Here is a 15880-nt window from a genome sequence, read left to right as displayed (position 1 = left end):
ATAACTCATTGTCCTCGGAACAATAATGAGTCAGACTCAGTTACAGCGTGTGACTCCCTGCGAAAGGAGGCGCTGTGACTTCGAAAGCGAATCAGACTTCGGAAACAGAACTTCGCCGGATCGTCCGGCTCTTCCACCCCTACCGGGGACGCCTGGCCCTGGTCGCGGCCCTGGTCGGCCTGGCCTCGCTGGCCGGTCTGGCCTCCCCGTTCCTGCTGCGCGGCATCATCGACGACGCCCTGCCCGGCGGCCGCACCGGCCTGCTCACCCTGCTGGCCGCGGGCATGATCGCCGTGGCCGCGCTGAACAGCGTGTTCGGCGTGCTGCAGACCTACATCTCCACCGGCGTCGGCCAGGACGTCATGCACGATCTGCGCTCGGCGGTCTACGCGCGGCTGCAATCCATGCCGCTGTCGTTCTTCACCGCCACCCGCACCGGCGAGGTGCAGTCGCGCATCGCCAACGACATCGGCGGCATGCAGTCCACCGTCACCTCGACGCTCACCTCCCTGGTCTCCAACTTCACCTCCGTCGTCGCGGCGGTCATCGCCATGTTCGCGCTCGACTGGCGGCTCACCCTGGTCTCACTGGCCATGCTGCCGCTGTTCGTGTGGATCAGCCGCCGGGTCGGCTCCGAGCGCCGGCGCATCACCGGGGAGAAGCAGCGCAAGCTGGCGGGCATGTCGGCGATCGTGGAGGAATCGCTGTCGGTGAGCGGAATCCTGTTGGCGCGCACCATGGGCCGCTCCCCCGCGCTGGTCGAGGACTTCACCCGGGAATCGCGCGGGCTGGTGGATCTCGAGATCCGCGCCAGCATGGCCGGGCGGTGGCGGCAGTCCACCATCTCCATTGTGATGGCGGCCATGCCCGCGGTGGTCTACTGGGCGGCGGGCATGACCGTGGCCTCGGGGCATCCGCTGGTGTCGATCGGCACCCTGGTCGCGTTCACCACGCTGCAGAGCGGCTTGCTGCGGCCATCGGTGATGCTGCTGTCGACCGGCGTGGACATCCAGAGCTCCCTGGCGTTGTTCGGGCGGATCTTCGAATACCTGGATCTGCGACCCGATATCGAGGAGCCCGTGCGACCCACCCCGTTGCCCGAGCGGGTGACCGGTGCGGTGCGGTTCGACCGGGTCGGCTTCGCGTACGACGCGGACCGGGACGTGCTCAGCGACGTCGACATCGATGTGCCCGCCGGGACCAGCCTGGCCATCGTCGGCGAAACCGGTTCGGGCAAGACGACTCTCGGCTACCTGGTGGCGCGGCTCTACGACGTGACGGCCGGACGGGTCACCGTCGACGGGATCGACGTGCGGGACCTGTCGTTCGCCGACCTGTCCGCGGCGGTGGGCGTGGTGTCGCAGGAGACCTACCTGTTCCACTCCTCGGTCGCCGACAACCTGCGCTTCGCCAAACCCGATGCCACCGAGGCCGAACTGCACGCCGCGGCGCGCGCGGCGCAGATCCACGACCACATCATGAGCCTGCCCGACGGCTACGACACCCTGGTCGGCGAGCGCGGCTACCGGTTCTCCGGGGGCGAGAAGCAGCGGCTGGCGGTGGCGCGGGCGATCCTGCGCAATCCGCCGATCATGGTGCTCGACGAGGCGACCAGCGCACTGGACACCCGCACCGAGCGGGAGGTGCAGGCCGCCATCGACACGCTGTCGGCGAATCGGACCACCATCACGATCGCGCACCGATTGTCGACCATCCGCGACGCCGATCAGATCGTGGTGCTCGACCGCGGCCGCGTGGTGGAGCGCGGGACGCATCGGGAACTGGTCGAGCGCAATGGGTTCTACGCGGAGCTGCTGGCCCGCGACACCTTCGACGACGTGGTCGGGGCGTTGGACGTCTGACCTGGATGGATCGCACCGATCACGGCGAACCAATCGGTATTCTGGGTCCGGCCGACCGCAGCGGCCGGCCGCCACCGACCGTTATCGGGAGGATCCGGATGCCCACGACAGACAAGGTTTGGCCGCAAGGAACTCCGTGTTGGGTCGACTGCTCGGTCGACGATCCCGCCGCCGCGCGGGACTTCTACTCCCAGCTGCTCGGCTGGGAAGTCCTCGACAGCCCGCCCGAGGCCGGCGGCTATCTGATGGCCATGCTCAACGGCAAACCCGCCGCCGGCATCGGACCCAAGATGGGCCCCGACCCCATGCCCTCGGTGTGGACCACCTACTTCGCCGCCGACAGCGCCGACAAGATCGCCGGCGCGGTGACCGAGGCCGGCGGCGCGGTCTTCATGCCGCCCTTCGACGTCATGGACGTCGGGCGCATGTTCATCGCCGCCGACACCGCGAACGCGGTGTTCGGCGTCTGGGAAGCCAAGGCGCACACCGGCGCCCAGATCTACAACGAGCCCGGCGCGTACTGCTGGAACGACCTGCAGACCACCGGCTACAAGCCGTCCCAGGACTTCTACACATCCGTCTTCGGCTGGTCCTTCGACGAGATCGGCAACGAGCAGATGCCGTACTCCACCTTCGCCGGTCCGGACGGACGGCCGATGGGCGGCATGGCCGACAGCAGCGGACAGCCCGGCGGCGCACCCAATTACTGGCTGACCTGGTTCCAGGTCGCGGGCGCCGACGCCGCGCTGGACAAGGCGAACTCACTCGGCGCGACCGTCCTCATGGGTCCCTCGGACAGCCCCTTCGGACGCATGGGCATCGTGTCCGGGCCGCAGGGTGAGGTGTTCGGCCTCATCGACACCACCGTCACCAGCGGCTGACGCCGAGCCGAGCGCAAGGGCCGAGTGGCAGTGCGCCACTCGGCCTTTCGCCTGTTCGGAGCGGTTCGCGTCAGGCGAAGAGCCGGGCCACGAAGGGCACGCTGTCGGCCAGCGAGGCCAGCATCGCGCCACTGTGGTCCTTGCCCGCGTAGACGTGCACCTCCGGGAAGGTGCCCGCCAGCGCCATGTCGGCGACCAGCTTGGCGGTCAGCGGCGCGGGGACGTCGGTGTCGTTGGTGCCCTGGCCGATGAACAGCGGCCGGTCGTAGCCGGTCAGCGGCACATCCATGACCGAGCGCGCGGTGGGCACGAAATCACCCTGGGCCAGCGGACGCGACAGCAGCCGGCCCAGCGTCAGCCCGTCGGCGCGTTCGGCCAGCGGCGTGAAGCACAGCGTCTTGGCGTCCTCGACCAGGTCCTTGCCCTCCGGGCTGAGGTAGCTGTCCAGGTCGAAGTCCGGGCGGGCCGCCTTCAGGCCGTTGAGGACGTAGGTGGCGTAGGCGGTGATGTGCGGGGACCCGACGGCGGTGCCAGGGCCGATCAGCGTGGCCGCGTCGACGATATTGGAAGCCGGGCCGGTGGCGACCGCGCCGCGGTAATCCAGTTCGGGCGCATAGCGAGTCGCGAGCGAGGCGGTGAACACCGCGGCCCCGCCGCCCTGCGACTGACCGATCGCCACCCACTTCGAGGCCAGCGACCGGTCCACCGCACGCGCGGCGCGCACCATGTCGATGGCGGCGTGCGCCTCGGCGCGGCCATCGAGGTAGGCGTGCACGCCGGGGGTGCCCAGCCCGATGTAGTCGGTGGCGACGATGGCGTAGCCCTGCCGCAGCCAGGTGGCCAGGAAGCCGTTGTCGCGCTCGGAGCGACCGGTCACCGAGGGCGCGCAGTCGTCGCCGATGCCGACCGTGCCGTGCTCCCACGACAGCACCGGCCAGCCGCCGGGCGGCGGGGTGCCCGCCGGGGTGAACACGACGCCGGTGGACAGCGCGGGCTGATCCGCCGAATCGCGGGTCCAGTAGGTGAGTTTGCGGGCCGATGCGGTGCCGTCGAGCCACAGCTGCTGCGGCAGCGCCGCATCCGCGACGACCGCGCCCGGGGACGCGCTCTCGGCCTGAGCGGGCGGGGCGGCCACGGCGGTGGCGGCGAGCGGCCCGGAGGCCAGCACGGCCGCCGAGACCAGGGTGATCATGGCGCCACCGCGGCGGGGCCAGGCACATCGCGTCATCGAGGAGTCCTCTCGTACTCGTCTCGCTCTGGTGTCACAGTGAGACACTTCCGCGAGACTATCCTGAGAAGTGTCACTTTGAGACACCAGGGGGTGACACGGCACGAAAGGTCGGGATGACGGCAGCCACCGGGATGCGGGAACGCGAGAAGGCCAGGGTACGGCGCGAGCTGATCGATGCCGCGCTGCTGCTGTTCGAACGGCGTGGCTTCGAGGCGACCACCGTGCAGGAGATCGCCGACGCCGCGCAGGTCTCGCGGCGCACCTTCCACCGCCACTTCCCCGGAAAGACGGCCGTGGTCTTCAGCCACGAGGAGGACGTCATGTCCTACCTGCTGGCAGCCCTGGACCGCCGGCCGCCCGACGAGGCGGTATTCGTCGCGTTGCGCGCGGCGCTGCGCGACTTCCTGCTCGACGACGCCGAACTCGACCTGCGCCGCCGCCAAGCCGACACGGCGCGGCGGGCGCGGCTGGTGCTGATCGCCAATCCGCAGCTGCGCCAGGAGAATTTCACCGGAGCCTTCGGCCGCCGCGACGCCCTGGCTCGCAGTTTCGCCCGCCGGGCCGGGCTCAGCGCCGACGACCTGCGGGCGAAACTGGCCGCCGCGACCTGCTTCGCGGCCTTCGGCGTCGGACTCGACCATTGGGTGGCCGGCGCGGACCCGTCGCTGCGCAGCCTCTACGAGATCCTCGACGACGCCGTCGCCGCGATCCAGCACGGGCTCGAGATCCCCGCGGCGGCACGCGGATCCGAGCGATAGCCGCCGCTCAGCGCAGCAGGCCGCGCAGCCTCAGATCGGCCGCGTACTTGTCGATGAGCGACCGGCCCAGATGCGGGATATCGCCGCTCGGGCCGAGTTTCGCCTGTTGCACCGCGGCCTGGAAGTGCTTGGCCGGGAGGGCCGCGCCCGGGATCGGTGGCGCGGGGTGGCGGTAGGCGTGCAGCAGCGGGAGCAACGAGTAGGAGCGTTGTTTCTCCGGGAGCGCGCGCAGGGCGGTTTCGAAACGGGTGAACCAGTCGCGGTGCGAGTCGATGCGGTCGATGGGATGGCCGGCGTCGATGAGCCAGTCGACGAAGTCGTCGAGGGAGATGCCGTCGTCGTGCGGGTTGAGCACGTCGTAGCTGTCGAAACCCTCGGTGACGCGGGCGCCGAGAGCGGTGATGGCGGCGGCGGTGAAGTCGGCGGGCAGGCCGTCGTAGTGGGCGCGCTGCCGTTCGCCGCGAGCATCCAAGGCGTAGAACGACTTCGGGGCCAGGCCGGTGGCGAGCACGCTGAGCAGCAGGCGGGTGAACATGTCGGGCAGGTTCAGCTGACCGGCGAAGGTGGTGTGCGCCAGGATCATGTCGGAGCGGAACACCGCCACCGGCAGCCCGCACAGCTCATGGGCCTCGCGCAGCAGGACCTCACCGGCCCACTTGCTGTTGCCGTAGCCGTTGGCGTAGCCGTCGTCGAGGGAACGCACGGGGCTGATCTCACGGATATCGCCGTCCTCGGTGAAGACCGCGGGATCGATCTGCGCGGCCACCGCGACCGTGGACAGGTAGGTCACCGGCTTGCGGATCGTGGTCAGGGCCAGCCGGATCACCTCGGCGGTGCCCACCACATTGGGGGCGAACAGCTGGTCGTAGGGCAGCACGTGATTGACCAGGGCGGCGGGGTGCACGATCAGATCGACGGTGGCGGCCAGGTCCTGCCACACCTGATGATCCAGGCCGAAATACGGGTCGGCGATGTCACCGGCCAGCACGCGCAGGCGGCGCGCGGCGAGCTCGCGGTAGCGCGCGAGCAGCGCCGGATCACCGCTGTCGAAGACCTCGTCGAGCCGCGCTCGCGCGGACTCGGCGTCGCGGCCGCGGATCACGCAGATCAGGGTGCCGTCCGAATCGTCCAGGCGCTCCAGCCATTCCAGGCACAGGAACCGGCCCAGGTAGCCGTTGGCGCCGGTGAGCAGCACCGTGCGCGGCGGCTGCGGGGCGAGCCGCAGATCGGGGGCGGCCGCGAGGGTCGGCGCGTCGAGGAACTTGTCGAGGGTGAGGTCGGCGGCGCGGATCTCGGTGCCGCCGTGCACCGTCGCCGCGGTCGGGCGGATGTCACCGGCGCGCGCGGCCTCGATGTAGGCGGCCAGCCCGGTGAAGTCGTTGGCGGGGCTGACGATGACGCCGACCGGCACCTCGACGCCGAAGATATCCCGCAGCAGCGTCGAATACGACAGCGCCGACAGCGAATCGCCGCCCAGATCGGTGAAGTGCTCGTCCGCCGCGGGCTCACCGCCGCCGAGGATCGCGCACGCCGCCTTGCGCACCGTCTCGAGCACCGGCCGGTCGGTGACCGCGACGCGCAGCGCGGCCAGCTCGTCCTCCTGCCGCCGGGCCTGGGCCCGGTAGAGCTCCTCGAGCCGGTCGCCGTAGCGTTCTCGCAGCTTGGGCCGCAACAGTTTTCCGATCCCCGACAGCAGCCCGTTGTCCTGGGTGAAGGGCTCGGATTCGAGCAGGAACTCGCGCGGGATCTCGTAGGACTCCAGGTCGGCGTCCCTGGCCAGCTGCCGCAGCGACTCGGCGATGGCGGCGGTCCGTTCGGCGGGTTCGAGCGCGCGGGCCGCGTCGGCGGGCACGATGACCGCCAGCAGATGCGAGCGTTCGCTGGAGCCGTGCACGAAGATCTGGGCGATGAGCGGGCTGGTGGCGTAGACCGCCTCCAGCTTGGCCACCGTCACGAACTCGCCCTGCGACAGCTTGAGCACATTGTTGCGGCGGTCGACGTAGACCAGGTGGTCGGGGCGGACCTCGGCGACGATATCGCCGGTGCGGTAGAAGCCGTCCTCGTCGAACATCTCCGCGGTCAGCTCGGGCCGCTTGAAATAGCCGGGAACCTGCAGGATCGACTTCACCAGGAACTCGCCGCGCGGGTACGGCTTGTCGGTGGCGAAGTAGCCGAGTTCGGGCACGTCGACCAGCTTGTAGTCGAGCACCGGAGGCCGGCGGATCTCGTTGTCGATGAGCAGGCCGCCGCCCGCCTCGGTGGAGCCGTAGCCGTCGATGAGCGGCTGATCGAGCACCGCGTTCATGAACTCCTTCATCTCCGCGGAGATGGGTGCGCTGCCGACCATGACGCGGGCCAGTCGCTCACCCAGGAAGTCCTGCCGCAAAGCGGTTTTCGCGGCCGCCGCGGCCTCCTCGGCGGACGCGCCCGCGGCCAGGCGGCGCTGCGATTCGCTCTGGTAGCGCTGGAACACCATCTCGCACACGCGCGGCACGAAGAACGCCTCGGTGGGCTGGGCCAGCCGGAAATCCTCGAACAGGGTCGACATATCGCCCGAGGCGGTGCAGTAGGCGGTGCCGCCGCGGGAGAAGGTGCCGTTCACCACCATGCGCCCGGCGACGTGGCTCAGCGGCATGTAGCAGAAGTTCAGCACCGGGACCGGGATCTGGGCCGGGCCCTGCCACATTCCGGTCACCAGGCGGTGGGTGTAGATCGCGCCCTTGGGGGTGCCGGTGCTGCCCGAGGTGTAGATGAGCAGCGCGGGCTCGTCGGGGTCGGCGGGCACGTACGGCGGGACCGGCGGCAGGTCGCGGCCCCGATCGATCACGGCGGCAAGGGTTTCCAGCGTCAGCGCGGCGCCCGACTCGGCGATGCGGCGGCGCGCGGCGGCATAGGTCTCGGCCTGGCCGTCGTCGCCGGGATCGAATTCGAAGACCACCAGCGATTCCACCGGGGTGCCGTCGAGGACGCAGTCGAGGGCGGGAGCGAGTAGTTCCAGGCTCACCGCCAACACCCGCGCGCCGGTCTCGGCGATGATCGAATGCCATTGCGCGGCCGGGGCATTCGCCTGCAACGGCACGCTCACCAGGCCGAGCCGGACGGTCGCCAGCTCGACCGCGGTGAGGTCGCCGCTGACCAGGCCGAGCGAGCACAGGAAATCGCCGGAGCGCAAGGGATTCCGCGTGTCCGCCTGCCAGGCGGCGGCGAGTGCGCCCGCACGCGACCACAATTCGCGGTAGGTGATGGCGCGGTACTCGGGCAGCAGTCGCCGAGTGCGCCGGCCATCCGGGCCGGTGACGATCTCGCCGGCCCGCTCGGCGATGGCCGGACGGTCCGCGTACCCGTCCATGAGGATCGCCACGACCTCGGCCATCGCCAGTCCGGGCGCCTGAGCGGCGGCAGCGATCTCGGGCGAGGGCACCAGCGCGCGGACCTGATCGTCGACCAGCAGCGCCTCGAAGCGCCGGGCGGCCTCGGCGCGGGCGAGCCGATCCGCCAATCGCTGGGTCAGCTCCGCACGCGCGACGTCCTCGACCATCACTGCCTCCCTGGATCTCCAGTGACCGCACGCCCCGAATCCGGTTCGGTCGCCGGGATTTCTCCCAATCACTTAGCTTCGCTAAGTATTCCTACGATGCGGGCGCGGAGCAGGAAAGTCAAGACTCCGCGGTGCATCCCCGAACAACAGAATGCACCGCGCGTCAGTTTGGGGGCTAGCTGTACCCCAGATCCGCCACCGCGGCATCGATCAGATCCGCGATCGCGCCCGGCTGCGAGGCCAGCGAGGCGTGGCTCGCGGGCAGCTCCACGATGCGGCGCGGACCCATACGCTCGGCCATCCGCCGCTCGTTGTCCGGGTTGATCATGCGGTCCTCGGTGGACACCTGATACCAGGTCGGCTTGGCCTTCCAGGCCGGGGCGGTGACCGGGTCACCGAAGGCCGAACCCACCGGGGCCTTCTGGGTGACGGCCATGACCAGGGCCTCGTCCTCGGACAGGTCCCGGCAGAAGCTGTCACGGAACTTGTCCTGCGCGATCCACAGGTAGCCGTCCGAATCCGGCGCGATGGCCGCGACCGCCGCCGGAGGCAGCTGCTCGGTGATCTGACCGGGACTCTCCCCCGCATCCGGCGCGAAGGCCGCGACATAGACCAGGCCCTCGACATTGGGCAGGTCACCGGCCTCGGTGATGACCGCGCCACCGTACGAATGACCCACCAGCAGGACCGGCCCGGCGATCTGGCGCACCATCTTCTGGGTCCGGGCGGCATCGTCGGCCAGCCCGGTGAGCGGATTCTCCACCGCGTGCAGCGACTCGTAGCCGCGCCGCCGCAATTCCACGATGACCTTGGCCCAGTGCGCCGCACCACCCCAGAATCCGTGTACCAGAACGATCGCAGGTTTGTCCGCCATGGCGTATCTCCTCTCGAAGTACTGATCTCGTGTGCTTCCCGGGTTGCGGGATCTACGCTATTCGGATGATGGAGCAAAGACCATGACGGAAACACCGCAAAACTTTGCCGAATCACCGGATACAGGGTTGCCGGACCCGGCGGAACTGGCGGGGCCGGACGCCTTGTCGGAGATTCTGGAGACGGTGCGGCTGCGCGGCGAGACCGTCACCCGGCACACCGCCGACTCCGATGCTCCGGTGCGGGTTCCGGCCGGGAGAAGGGTGCTCCACGTCGTCGAGCAGGGCGCCGTCGAGATCCGGGTGGACGGCGAATCCGGCCTCACCACAGCACATTCCGGCGACATGGTGGTGCTGGCCCGCGGCGACGGCCACACCGTGACGCCGCTGACCGCCGACACCCGCTGGGTCACCGGCTCATTCCTGGTCGACGAACCCCAAGCCGCCCCACTGCTTTCCGTGCTCGCCCCCGCGATCCACATCGACGCCGCCGGTCGCGCCCGCGACTGGCTGCCATTGAGCCTGAATCTGCTGATGGTCGAGGTCACCGATCCGCGTCCGGGCGCGGCCGCCATGATCTCGCGCATCCTGGACCTGCTGTTCATCCACGCGCTGCGCGCCTGGTCCACCGACACCGCCGCCCCCGGATGGCTGACCGCCGCCCTCGACCCGGCACTCGCCCCCGTCCTCACCGCCGTGCACCGCGCACCCGCCGCGCCGTGGACGGTCTCGGATCTGGCGGCGCTGGCGTCGATGTCGCGTACCACCTTCACCGACCGCTTCACCCGCAGGCTGGGCCGCGCGCCCGCCGCCTATCTGGCCGACCGCCGCCTGGCGCGCGCCGCAACCCTGTTGCGCACCACCACGATTCCCATCACGGCGGTCGCCCACCAGGTCGGCTACGACTCCGAGGCCGCCTTCAGCCGCGCGTTCCGCCGCCGCTACGACACCCCGCCGCTGCGCTACCGCAAGGGCGACACCCCGGCCCGCCCCTGAGCCGCGCAGCGCCCCACTTGTTATGGTGGACAGGTGATTCACATCCGGCAGACATGGCGCCGGTCGCAGTAGCGGCCCGCTGAACCATGTCCACGGGCTGTACGCGGCCCGTGATTCCGACCGGAACACCTCCGCTCGTGCAGCCCTCGATGAACTTCCAGGAGTTGTACGGTGACCACACCTTCGGATTCCTTCGCCGCCACCCGCGAGCGCAGCGACGACCTGGCCGCCGAGGTGGACGACCACCCCGAGCGCTTCCGCGTCCTCACCGGTGAACGGCCCACGGGCAGGCTGCATCTGGGCCACTACTTCGGCACGATCCGGGAACGGGTGCGCTTGCAGGGGCAGGGCGTGGACCTGTGGGTGATCCTGGCCGACTACCAGGTCATCACCGACCGCGACACCCTCGGCCAGGTCCGCGAGAACGTGGTGAACGCGGTGCTTGACTACGCGGCCGCCGGGATCGACACGAGCCGGGCCACCGTGTTCACCCATTCCGCGGTGCCGGCCCTCAACCAGCTGATGCTGCCGTTCCTGAGTCTGGTCACCGAGGCCGAGTTGCACCGCAATCCGACGGTGAAGGCCGAATTGGCCGCGTCGGGGCGGGCCCTGAGCGGGCTGATGCTCACTTACCCGGTGCACCAGGCCGCCGACATCCTGTTCTGCAAGGGCAATCTGGTGCCGGTGGGCAAGGATCAGCTGCCGCACCTGGAGCTCACCCGGGTCATCGCGCGGCGCTTCAACGAACGCTTCGGCCAGGTGTTCCCGGAACCTCGGGCGCTGCTCACCTCCACCCCGGAGATCCCCGGCCTGGACGGGCGCAAGATGAGCAAGAGCTACGGCAACGCCATCTCGCTGTCCATGACCGCCGACGAGACCGCGGCCCTCATCCGTCGCGCCCCCACCGACGCCGACCGCCGCATCACCTTCGATCCCGGCGCCCGCCCCGGCGTGTCCGCGCTGCTCACCACCGCGGCCCTGTGCCTGGGCAGTGACGAGGTGACCCTGGCCGACAAGCTCGGCGACGGCGGCGGCTCGGCGCTCAAGAAGCTCGCCACCGACGCGGTCAACGACTTCTTCGCCACCCACCGCGCTCACCGCGCCGAACTGGCCGCCGACCCGGACTTCGCGATCGGCCTTGTCCGCGAAGGCAATCGGCGCGCCGTCGAGATCGCCGAACGCACCCTCGACGAGGTGCGCGCGGCGATGGGGACGGTGTACTAGGAGCCGATGTACGCGGCCAGGTGCTCGCCGGTCAGGGTGGACCGCGCGGCCACCAGGTCCGCGGGGGTGCCCTCGAAGACGATGCGGCCACCGTCGTGGCCCGCGCCCGGACCCAGGTCGATGATCCAGTCGGCGTGTGCCATGACGGCCTGGTGATGCTCGATCACGATGACCGTCTTCCCGGAATCGACCAGACGGTCCAGCAATCCGAGCAGGTTCTCCACATCGGCCAGGTGCAGACCGGTGGTCGGCTCGTCGAGGACGTAGACGCCGTCCTTCTCACCCATGTGGGTGGCCAGCTTCAGGCGCTGCCGCTCACCGCCGGAGAGCGTGGTCAGCGGCTGGCCCAGGCTCACGTAGCCCAGTCCGACCTCGTTGAGGTGTTCCAGGATCTTGTGCGCGGCAGGGATCTTCGCCTCACCCTCGGCGAAGAAGCCCAGGGCCTCGGCGACCGGCATGGCCAGCACCTCGCTGATGTCACGCCCACCCAGCTTGTATTCGAGCACGGCCGCCTGGAAGCGCTTGCCCTCACACTCCTCGCACACGGTGGCGACCCCGGCCATGATGGCCAGGTCGCTGTAGATCACGCCCGCGCCGTTGCAGGTCGGGCACGCGCCCTCCGAATTCGCGCTGAACAGTGCGGGTTTCACGCCATTGGCCTTGGCGAAGGCCTTCCGGATCGGTTCGAGCAGCCCGGTGTAGGTGGCCGGGTTGCTGCGCCGCGACCCCTTGATCGCGCCCTGATCGACCGACACCACGCCCTCACCGGCCGGGATCGAGCCGTGCACCAGCGAACTCTTGCCCGAGCCCGCGACACCGGTGATGACCACCAGCACGCCGAGTGGGATGTCGACGTCGACCTTCTGCAGGTTGTTGGCGGTCGCGCCGCGAATCTTCAACGCCCCCGCGGACTCGCGCACCGAGTCCTTGAGCGCGGCGCGGTCGTCGAAGTGGCGGCCGGTGATGGTGCCGCTGGCGCGCAGTCCGTCGACGGTGCCCTCGAAGCAGATGGTGCCGCCGCCCGAACCCGCGGCCGGGCCGATGTCGACGACGTGGTCGGCGATGGCGATGGTCTCCGGCTTGTGCTCGACCACCAGCACGGTATTGCCCTTGTCGCGCAGGCGCAGCAGCAGATCGTTCATGCGCTGGATGTCGTGCGGGTGCAGGCCCACGGTCGGCTCGTCGAACACATAGGTGACGTCGGTGAGCGCGGACCCGAGATGGCGGATCATCTTGACGCGCTGGGCCTCTCCGCCCGACAGCGTGCCCGAGGCGCGGTCCAGGCTCAGGTAGCCCAGTCCGATCTCCACCAGCGAGTCCAGCACCTGCCGCAACGCCTCGAGCAGCGGCGCGACGCCCGGGTCGCGGAGCCCGCGCACCCAGTCGGCCAGATCGCTGACCTGCATGGCGCACGCGTCGGCGATGCTGATCTTGTCGATCTTCGAGGAGCGGGCCAGCTCGCTGAGCCGGGTGCCGTGGCAGTCGGGGCAGATCTGGAAGGTGACCGCGCGCTCGACGAAGGCGCGGATGTGCGGCTGCAGCGAGTCGATGTCCTTGGACAGCATCGACTTCCGGATCTTGGGGATCAGCCCCTCGTAGGTCAGGTTGATGCCCTCGACCTTGATCTTGGTCGGTTCCTTGTACAGCAGATCGGCGATCTCGCGCTTGTTGTACTTCTTGATCGGCTTGTCCGGATCGAAGAATCCGCTGCCCATGAAGATGCGCCCGAACCAGCCGTCCATGCTGTAGCCCGGAATCGTGAACGGCCCCTCCCGCAACGACTTCGAGTCGTCGTAGAGCTGGGTCAGGTCGATGTCGTTGACCGAACCGCGGCCCTCACAGCGCGGGCACATGCCGCCGGTCACCGAGAAGGTGCGCCGCTCCTTGACCTGCTTGCCGCCCTTCTCCACGGTCACCGCGCCCGCGCCGCTGATCGAGGCCACATTGAACGAGAACGCCTGCGGCGAGCCGATATGCGGCTGCCCCAGGCGGCTGAACAGGATGCGCAGCATGGCCATGGCGTCGGTGGCGGTGCCGACGGTGGAGCGCGGATCGCCGCCCATGCGCTGCTGGTCCACGCTGATCGCGGTGGTCAGGCCCTCCAGCACGTCCACGTCCGGGCGCGACAGGCTCGGCATGAAGCCCTGCACGAACGCGCTGTAGGTCTCGTTGATCAACCGCTGCGATTCCGCGGCGATGGTGTCGAAGACCAGCGAGCTCTTGCCCGAACCGGACACGCCCGTGAACACGGTCAGCCGCCGCTTGGGCAGGTCGACGGAGACGTCCTTGAGGTTGTTCACCCGGGCGCCGACCACCCGGATCAGATCGTGGGCGTCGGCGGCGGGCAGGGCGTTCTTCGTGGACTTGCTCGGGGCCATGCGTGTCTCCATCTGAGGGCGGACCGGTCGGGCGGGAAAGCGGTTAGGGCACCTGCTGGATACGGACCATATTGCCCGCGGGGTCGCGCACGGCGAAGTCGCGCACGCCGTAGGGCTGGTCGGTCGGCTCCTGAACGATCTCGACCGCGTCGTTCGCCTGCAACCGCTCGAAGGCCGCGTCGACGTCCTTGGACGCCAGCAGGACGCTGCCGTAGGTGCCCTTGGCCATCATCTCGACGATGAGCTTGCGCTCGTCCTCGGTGATGCCCGGATCGACAGCGGGCGGGTGCAGCACGATGGAGGTTCCGGGCTGATCGGGCGGGCCCACGGTGAGCCAGCGCAGGCCGTTGTAGCCGACATCCTTGCGCAGCTCGAAGCCGAGCGCGTCGCGGTAGAACGCGAGCGCCGCGTCCGCGTCATTGTGCGGGAGGAAGCTCGAGAGAATGGTGATGTCCATGTCGATCAGGCTAGTTGCGAGCCGCTTGCCTGGGCTTCTCGATTCCTGATCGGTCGAGTCACCTGTTTCTCCACGCACGACGGCATGCCTTCGGGCGCGTCGGCCATCTGCTGCTTGTACACGCTCGGCGGCACACCGACCAGTTCGGTGAACCGGGTGCTGAACGTGCCCAGCGACGAACAGCCCACCGCGAAACAGATTTCGGTGACGCTCAGATCCCCGCGCCGCAGCAGCGCCATGGCCCGCTCGATGCGCCGGGTCATCAGATACGCGTACACCGACTCGCCGTAGGCCGCCCGGAACTGCCGGCTCAGGTGCCCGGCCGAGATGTGCGCGTCCCGCGCGAGCGCCTCCACGTCCAACGGCCGCGCGTACTCGCGATCGATCCGGTCCCGCACCCGCCGCAGGCGCGCCAGGTCCCGTAGGCGCTGCTCCTCGTCGGGTTTGCTCGTCACCCATCGATGGTCGCACGCTGGGCCGACACCCCCGTGACGGCGTGCCCGGCGGATTGGGGACTACCGCCCGGACGATTTCTCAGGTAACAGTTTTGCCTTGACACAAGACATAGCGTGCGGGGAGACCGGGACATCCGGGCCCCGGCACCGATCTACATGCGGCCGAGCACGGCCCGAGAACTGGGATCAGCTCTTCGATGAAGCTCTCTGCACTACGTAACCGGACCGCCCTGCGCACCGCCGCGGTCGCCCTCACCGCCGTCCTGTCCGTGGCCCTGGCCGCCGGCACCGGATCGGCCGACCAGGACAAGGCCTCCTCGGTCTCCTCGGTGACCAAGGAGGGCCGCACCTGGCATCTGAAGGTCTACTCGGCGGCCATGGGCAGGGACATCACCGTCGACGTGCAGCGTCCGGTCGACGAGTCCCAGCCCGCCCCCAACCTGTACCTGCTCAACGGCCTCGACGCCGGCGAGGGCACCGCCAGCTGGTCCGCGCAGACCAACGCGCTGGGCTTCCTGTCCGACAAGCAGGTCAACGTCATCCAGCCGATCGGCGGCCGCGGCAGCTACTACGCCGACTGGATCCAGACCGACCCGCAGCTGGGCGTCAACAAGTGGACGACGTTCTTCACCCAGGAACTGCCGCCGCTGCTGGACGCCACCCTCGGCTCCACCGGCCTGAACTCGCTCGCGGGCCTGTCCACCTCCGGCACCTCGGTGCTGCAGCTGGCCGAGGCCAAGCCGGGCCTGTTCAAGTCGGTGGCCGCCTACAGCGGGTGCGCGCAGATCGCCGACCCGATGGGCCGCCAGTTCGTGAAGCTGGCCGTCGAGACCTGGGCGGGCGGCAACACCGCCAATATGTACGGCCCGGCCGACAGCCCGCTGTGGGCCGCCAACGACCCGGTCATCAATGCCGAGAAGCTGCGCGGCACCCAGCTCTACGTCTCCAGCGGCAGCGGCATCCCGCTCATGCGCGACGTCGAGTTCTACACCAAGTCCGCCCCGGGCGTGCAGGGTGACGTGAACCTGGCGCTGGGCATGATCATCGAGGGCGCGGTCAACGCCTGCACCCGCAACCTGCAGGGCAAGCTCGACTCGCTGCAGATCCCGGCCACCTTCCGCTACGACCCGGTGGGCACCCACTACTGGCCGTACTGGGAAGAGGCCCTGCACGACTCGTGGCCGATGCTGGCCTCGGGCATGGGCATCTGACCCACGTTCGCACGCGG

At 69.5% G+C, this 15880-nt stretch carries 12 protein-coding genes; 6 read left to right on the top strand and 6 right to left on the bottom strand.

The annotated features are described in order from the left end of the window. Positions 1 to 74 precede the first annotated feature (74 nt). Both ABZ412_RS30720 and ABZ412_RS30715 read left to right on the top strand, forming a co-directional pair. A complete protein-coding gene (locus ABZ412_RS30720) occupies positions 75 to 1862 on the top strand; it encodes an ABC transporter ATP-binding protein (RefSeq protein WP_357287119.1) in 1788 nt (595 codons plus the stop codon). A gap of 98 nt (positions 1863 to 1960) precedes the next feature. Then, complete coding sequence (locus tag ABZ412_RS30715; protein WP_357287116.1) at positions 1961 to 2743, top strand: VOC family protein; 783 nt, start codon at positions 1961 to 1963, stop codon at positions 2741 to 2743. 70 nt (positions 2744 to 2813) lie between these two features. Here the strand turns inward: ABZ412_RS30715 and ABZ412_RS30710 are convergent, their stop codons facing one another. Beyond that, the gene (locus ABZ412_RS30710; RefSeq protein ID WP_357287113.1) at positions 2814 to 3971 is read right to left on the bottom strand and encodes a lipase family protein; all 1158 of its coding nucleotides are present in this window, start codon (positions 3969 to 3971) and stop codon (positions 2814 to 2816) included. A 116-nt stretch (positions 3972 to 4087) separates the two neighbouring features. On the opposite strand from ABZ412_RS30710, the gene ABZ412_RS30705 reads away from it, so the two are divergent. Continuing rightward, entirely contained in the window at positions 4088 to 4732 is a 645-nt protein-coding gene (locus ABZ412_RS30705) for a TetR family transcriptional regulator (RefSeq protein ID WP_357287111.1), read from the top strand. A 7-nt stretch (positions 4733 to 4739) separates the two neighbouring features. Here the strand turns inward: ABZ412_RS30705 and car are convergent, their stop codons facing one another. Both car and ABZ412_RS30695 read right to left on the bottom strand, forming a co-directional pair. Further along, complete coding sequence (car, locus tag ABZ412_RS30700; protein ID WP_357287108.1) at positions 4740 to 8270, bottom strand: carboxylic acid reductase; 3531 nt, start codon at positions 8268 to 8270, stop codon at positions 4740 to 4742. A 175-nt stretch (positions 8271 to 8445) separates the two neighbouring features. Next, complete coding sequence (locus ABZ412_RS30695; RefSeq protein ID WP_357287105.1) at positions 8446 to 9144, bottom strand: alpha/beta hydrolase; 699 nt, start codon at positions 9142 to 9144, stop codon at positions 8446 to 8448. A gap of 127 nt (positions 9145 to 9271) precedes the next feature. Between ABZ412_RS30695 and ABZ412_RS30690 the strand changes: the two genes are divergently transcribed. Together ABZ412_RS30690 and trpS are read left to right on the top strand one after the other, a co-directional pair. Next, positions 9272 to 10138 carry an AraC family transcriptional regulator gene (locus ABZ412_RS30690; protein WP_357287102.1) on the top strand — a complete coding sequence of 289 codons (867 nt, stop codon included), beginning with the start codon at positions 9272 to 9274 and terminating at the stop codon, positions 10136 to 10138. A gap of 171 nt (positions 10139 to 10309) precedes the next feature. Then, complete coding sequence (gene trpS, locus ABZ412_RS30685; RefSeq protein WP_357287100.1) at positions 10310 to 11362, top strand: tryptophan--tRNA ligase; 1053 nt, start codon at positions 10310 to 10312, stop codon at positions 11360 to 11362. Here the strand turns inward: trpS and ABZ412_RS30680 are convergent. From ABZ412_RS30680 to ABZ412_RS30670, 3 genes are read right to left on the bottom strand one after another with little or no spacing between them, the layout of a single operon-like run. Beyond that, positions 11359 to 13740, bottom strand: a complete 2382-nt coding sequence (locus tag ABZ412_RS30680; RefSeq protein ID WP_357287097.1) for an excinuclease ABC subunit UvrA — start codon at positions 13738 to 13740, stop codon at positions 11359 to 11361. The genes trpS and ABZ412_RS30680 overlap by 4 nt on opposite strands. Before the next feature lie 43 nt (positions 13741 to 13783). Continuing rightward, positions 13784 to 14197: a VOC family protein gene (locus ABZ412_RS30675; protein WP_357287094.1), complete on the bottom strand. Its 414-nt coding sequence runs from the start codon at positions 14195 to 14197 to the stop codon at positions 13784 to 13786. Between the two features lie 5 nt (positions 14198 to 14202). Then, positions 14203 to 14652: a helix-turn-helix transcriptional regulator gene (locus ABZ412_RS30670; protein WP_357287092.1), complete on the bottom strand. Its 450-nt coding sequence runs from the start codon at positions 14650 to 14652 to the stop codon at positions 14203 to 14205. A 197-nt stretch (positions 14653 to 14849) separates the two neighbouring features. Between ABZ412_RS30670 and ABZ412_RS30665 the strand changes: the two genes are divergently transcribed. After that, on the top strand, positions 14850 to 15863 hold the full coding sequence (locus ABZ412_RS30665; RefSeq protein WP_357287089.1) for an alpha/beta hydrolase family protein: 1014 nt from the start codon (positions 14850 to 14852) through the stop codon (positions 15861 to 15863). Positions 15864 to 15880: the final 17 nt, after the last annotated feature.

The sequence above is a fragment of the Nocardia sp. NPDC005746 genome (genome assembly GCF_040630785.1).
Classification (GTDB): Bacteria; Actinomycetota; Actinomycetes; order Mycobacteriales; family Mycobacteriaceae; genus Nocardia.
This window is presented reverse-complemented; position numbering and strand designations above follow the sequence as displayed.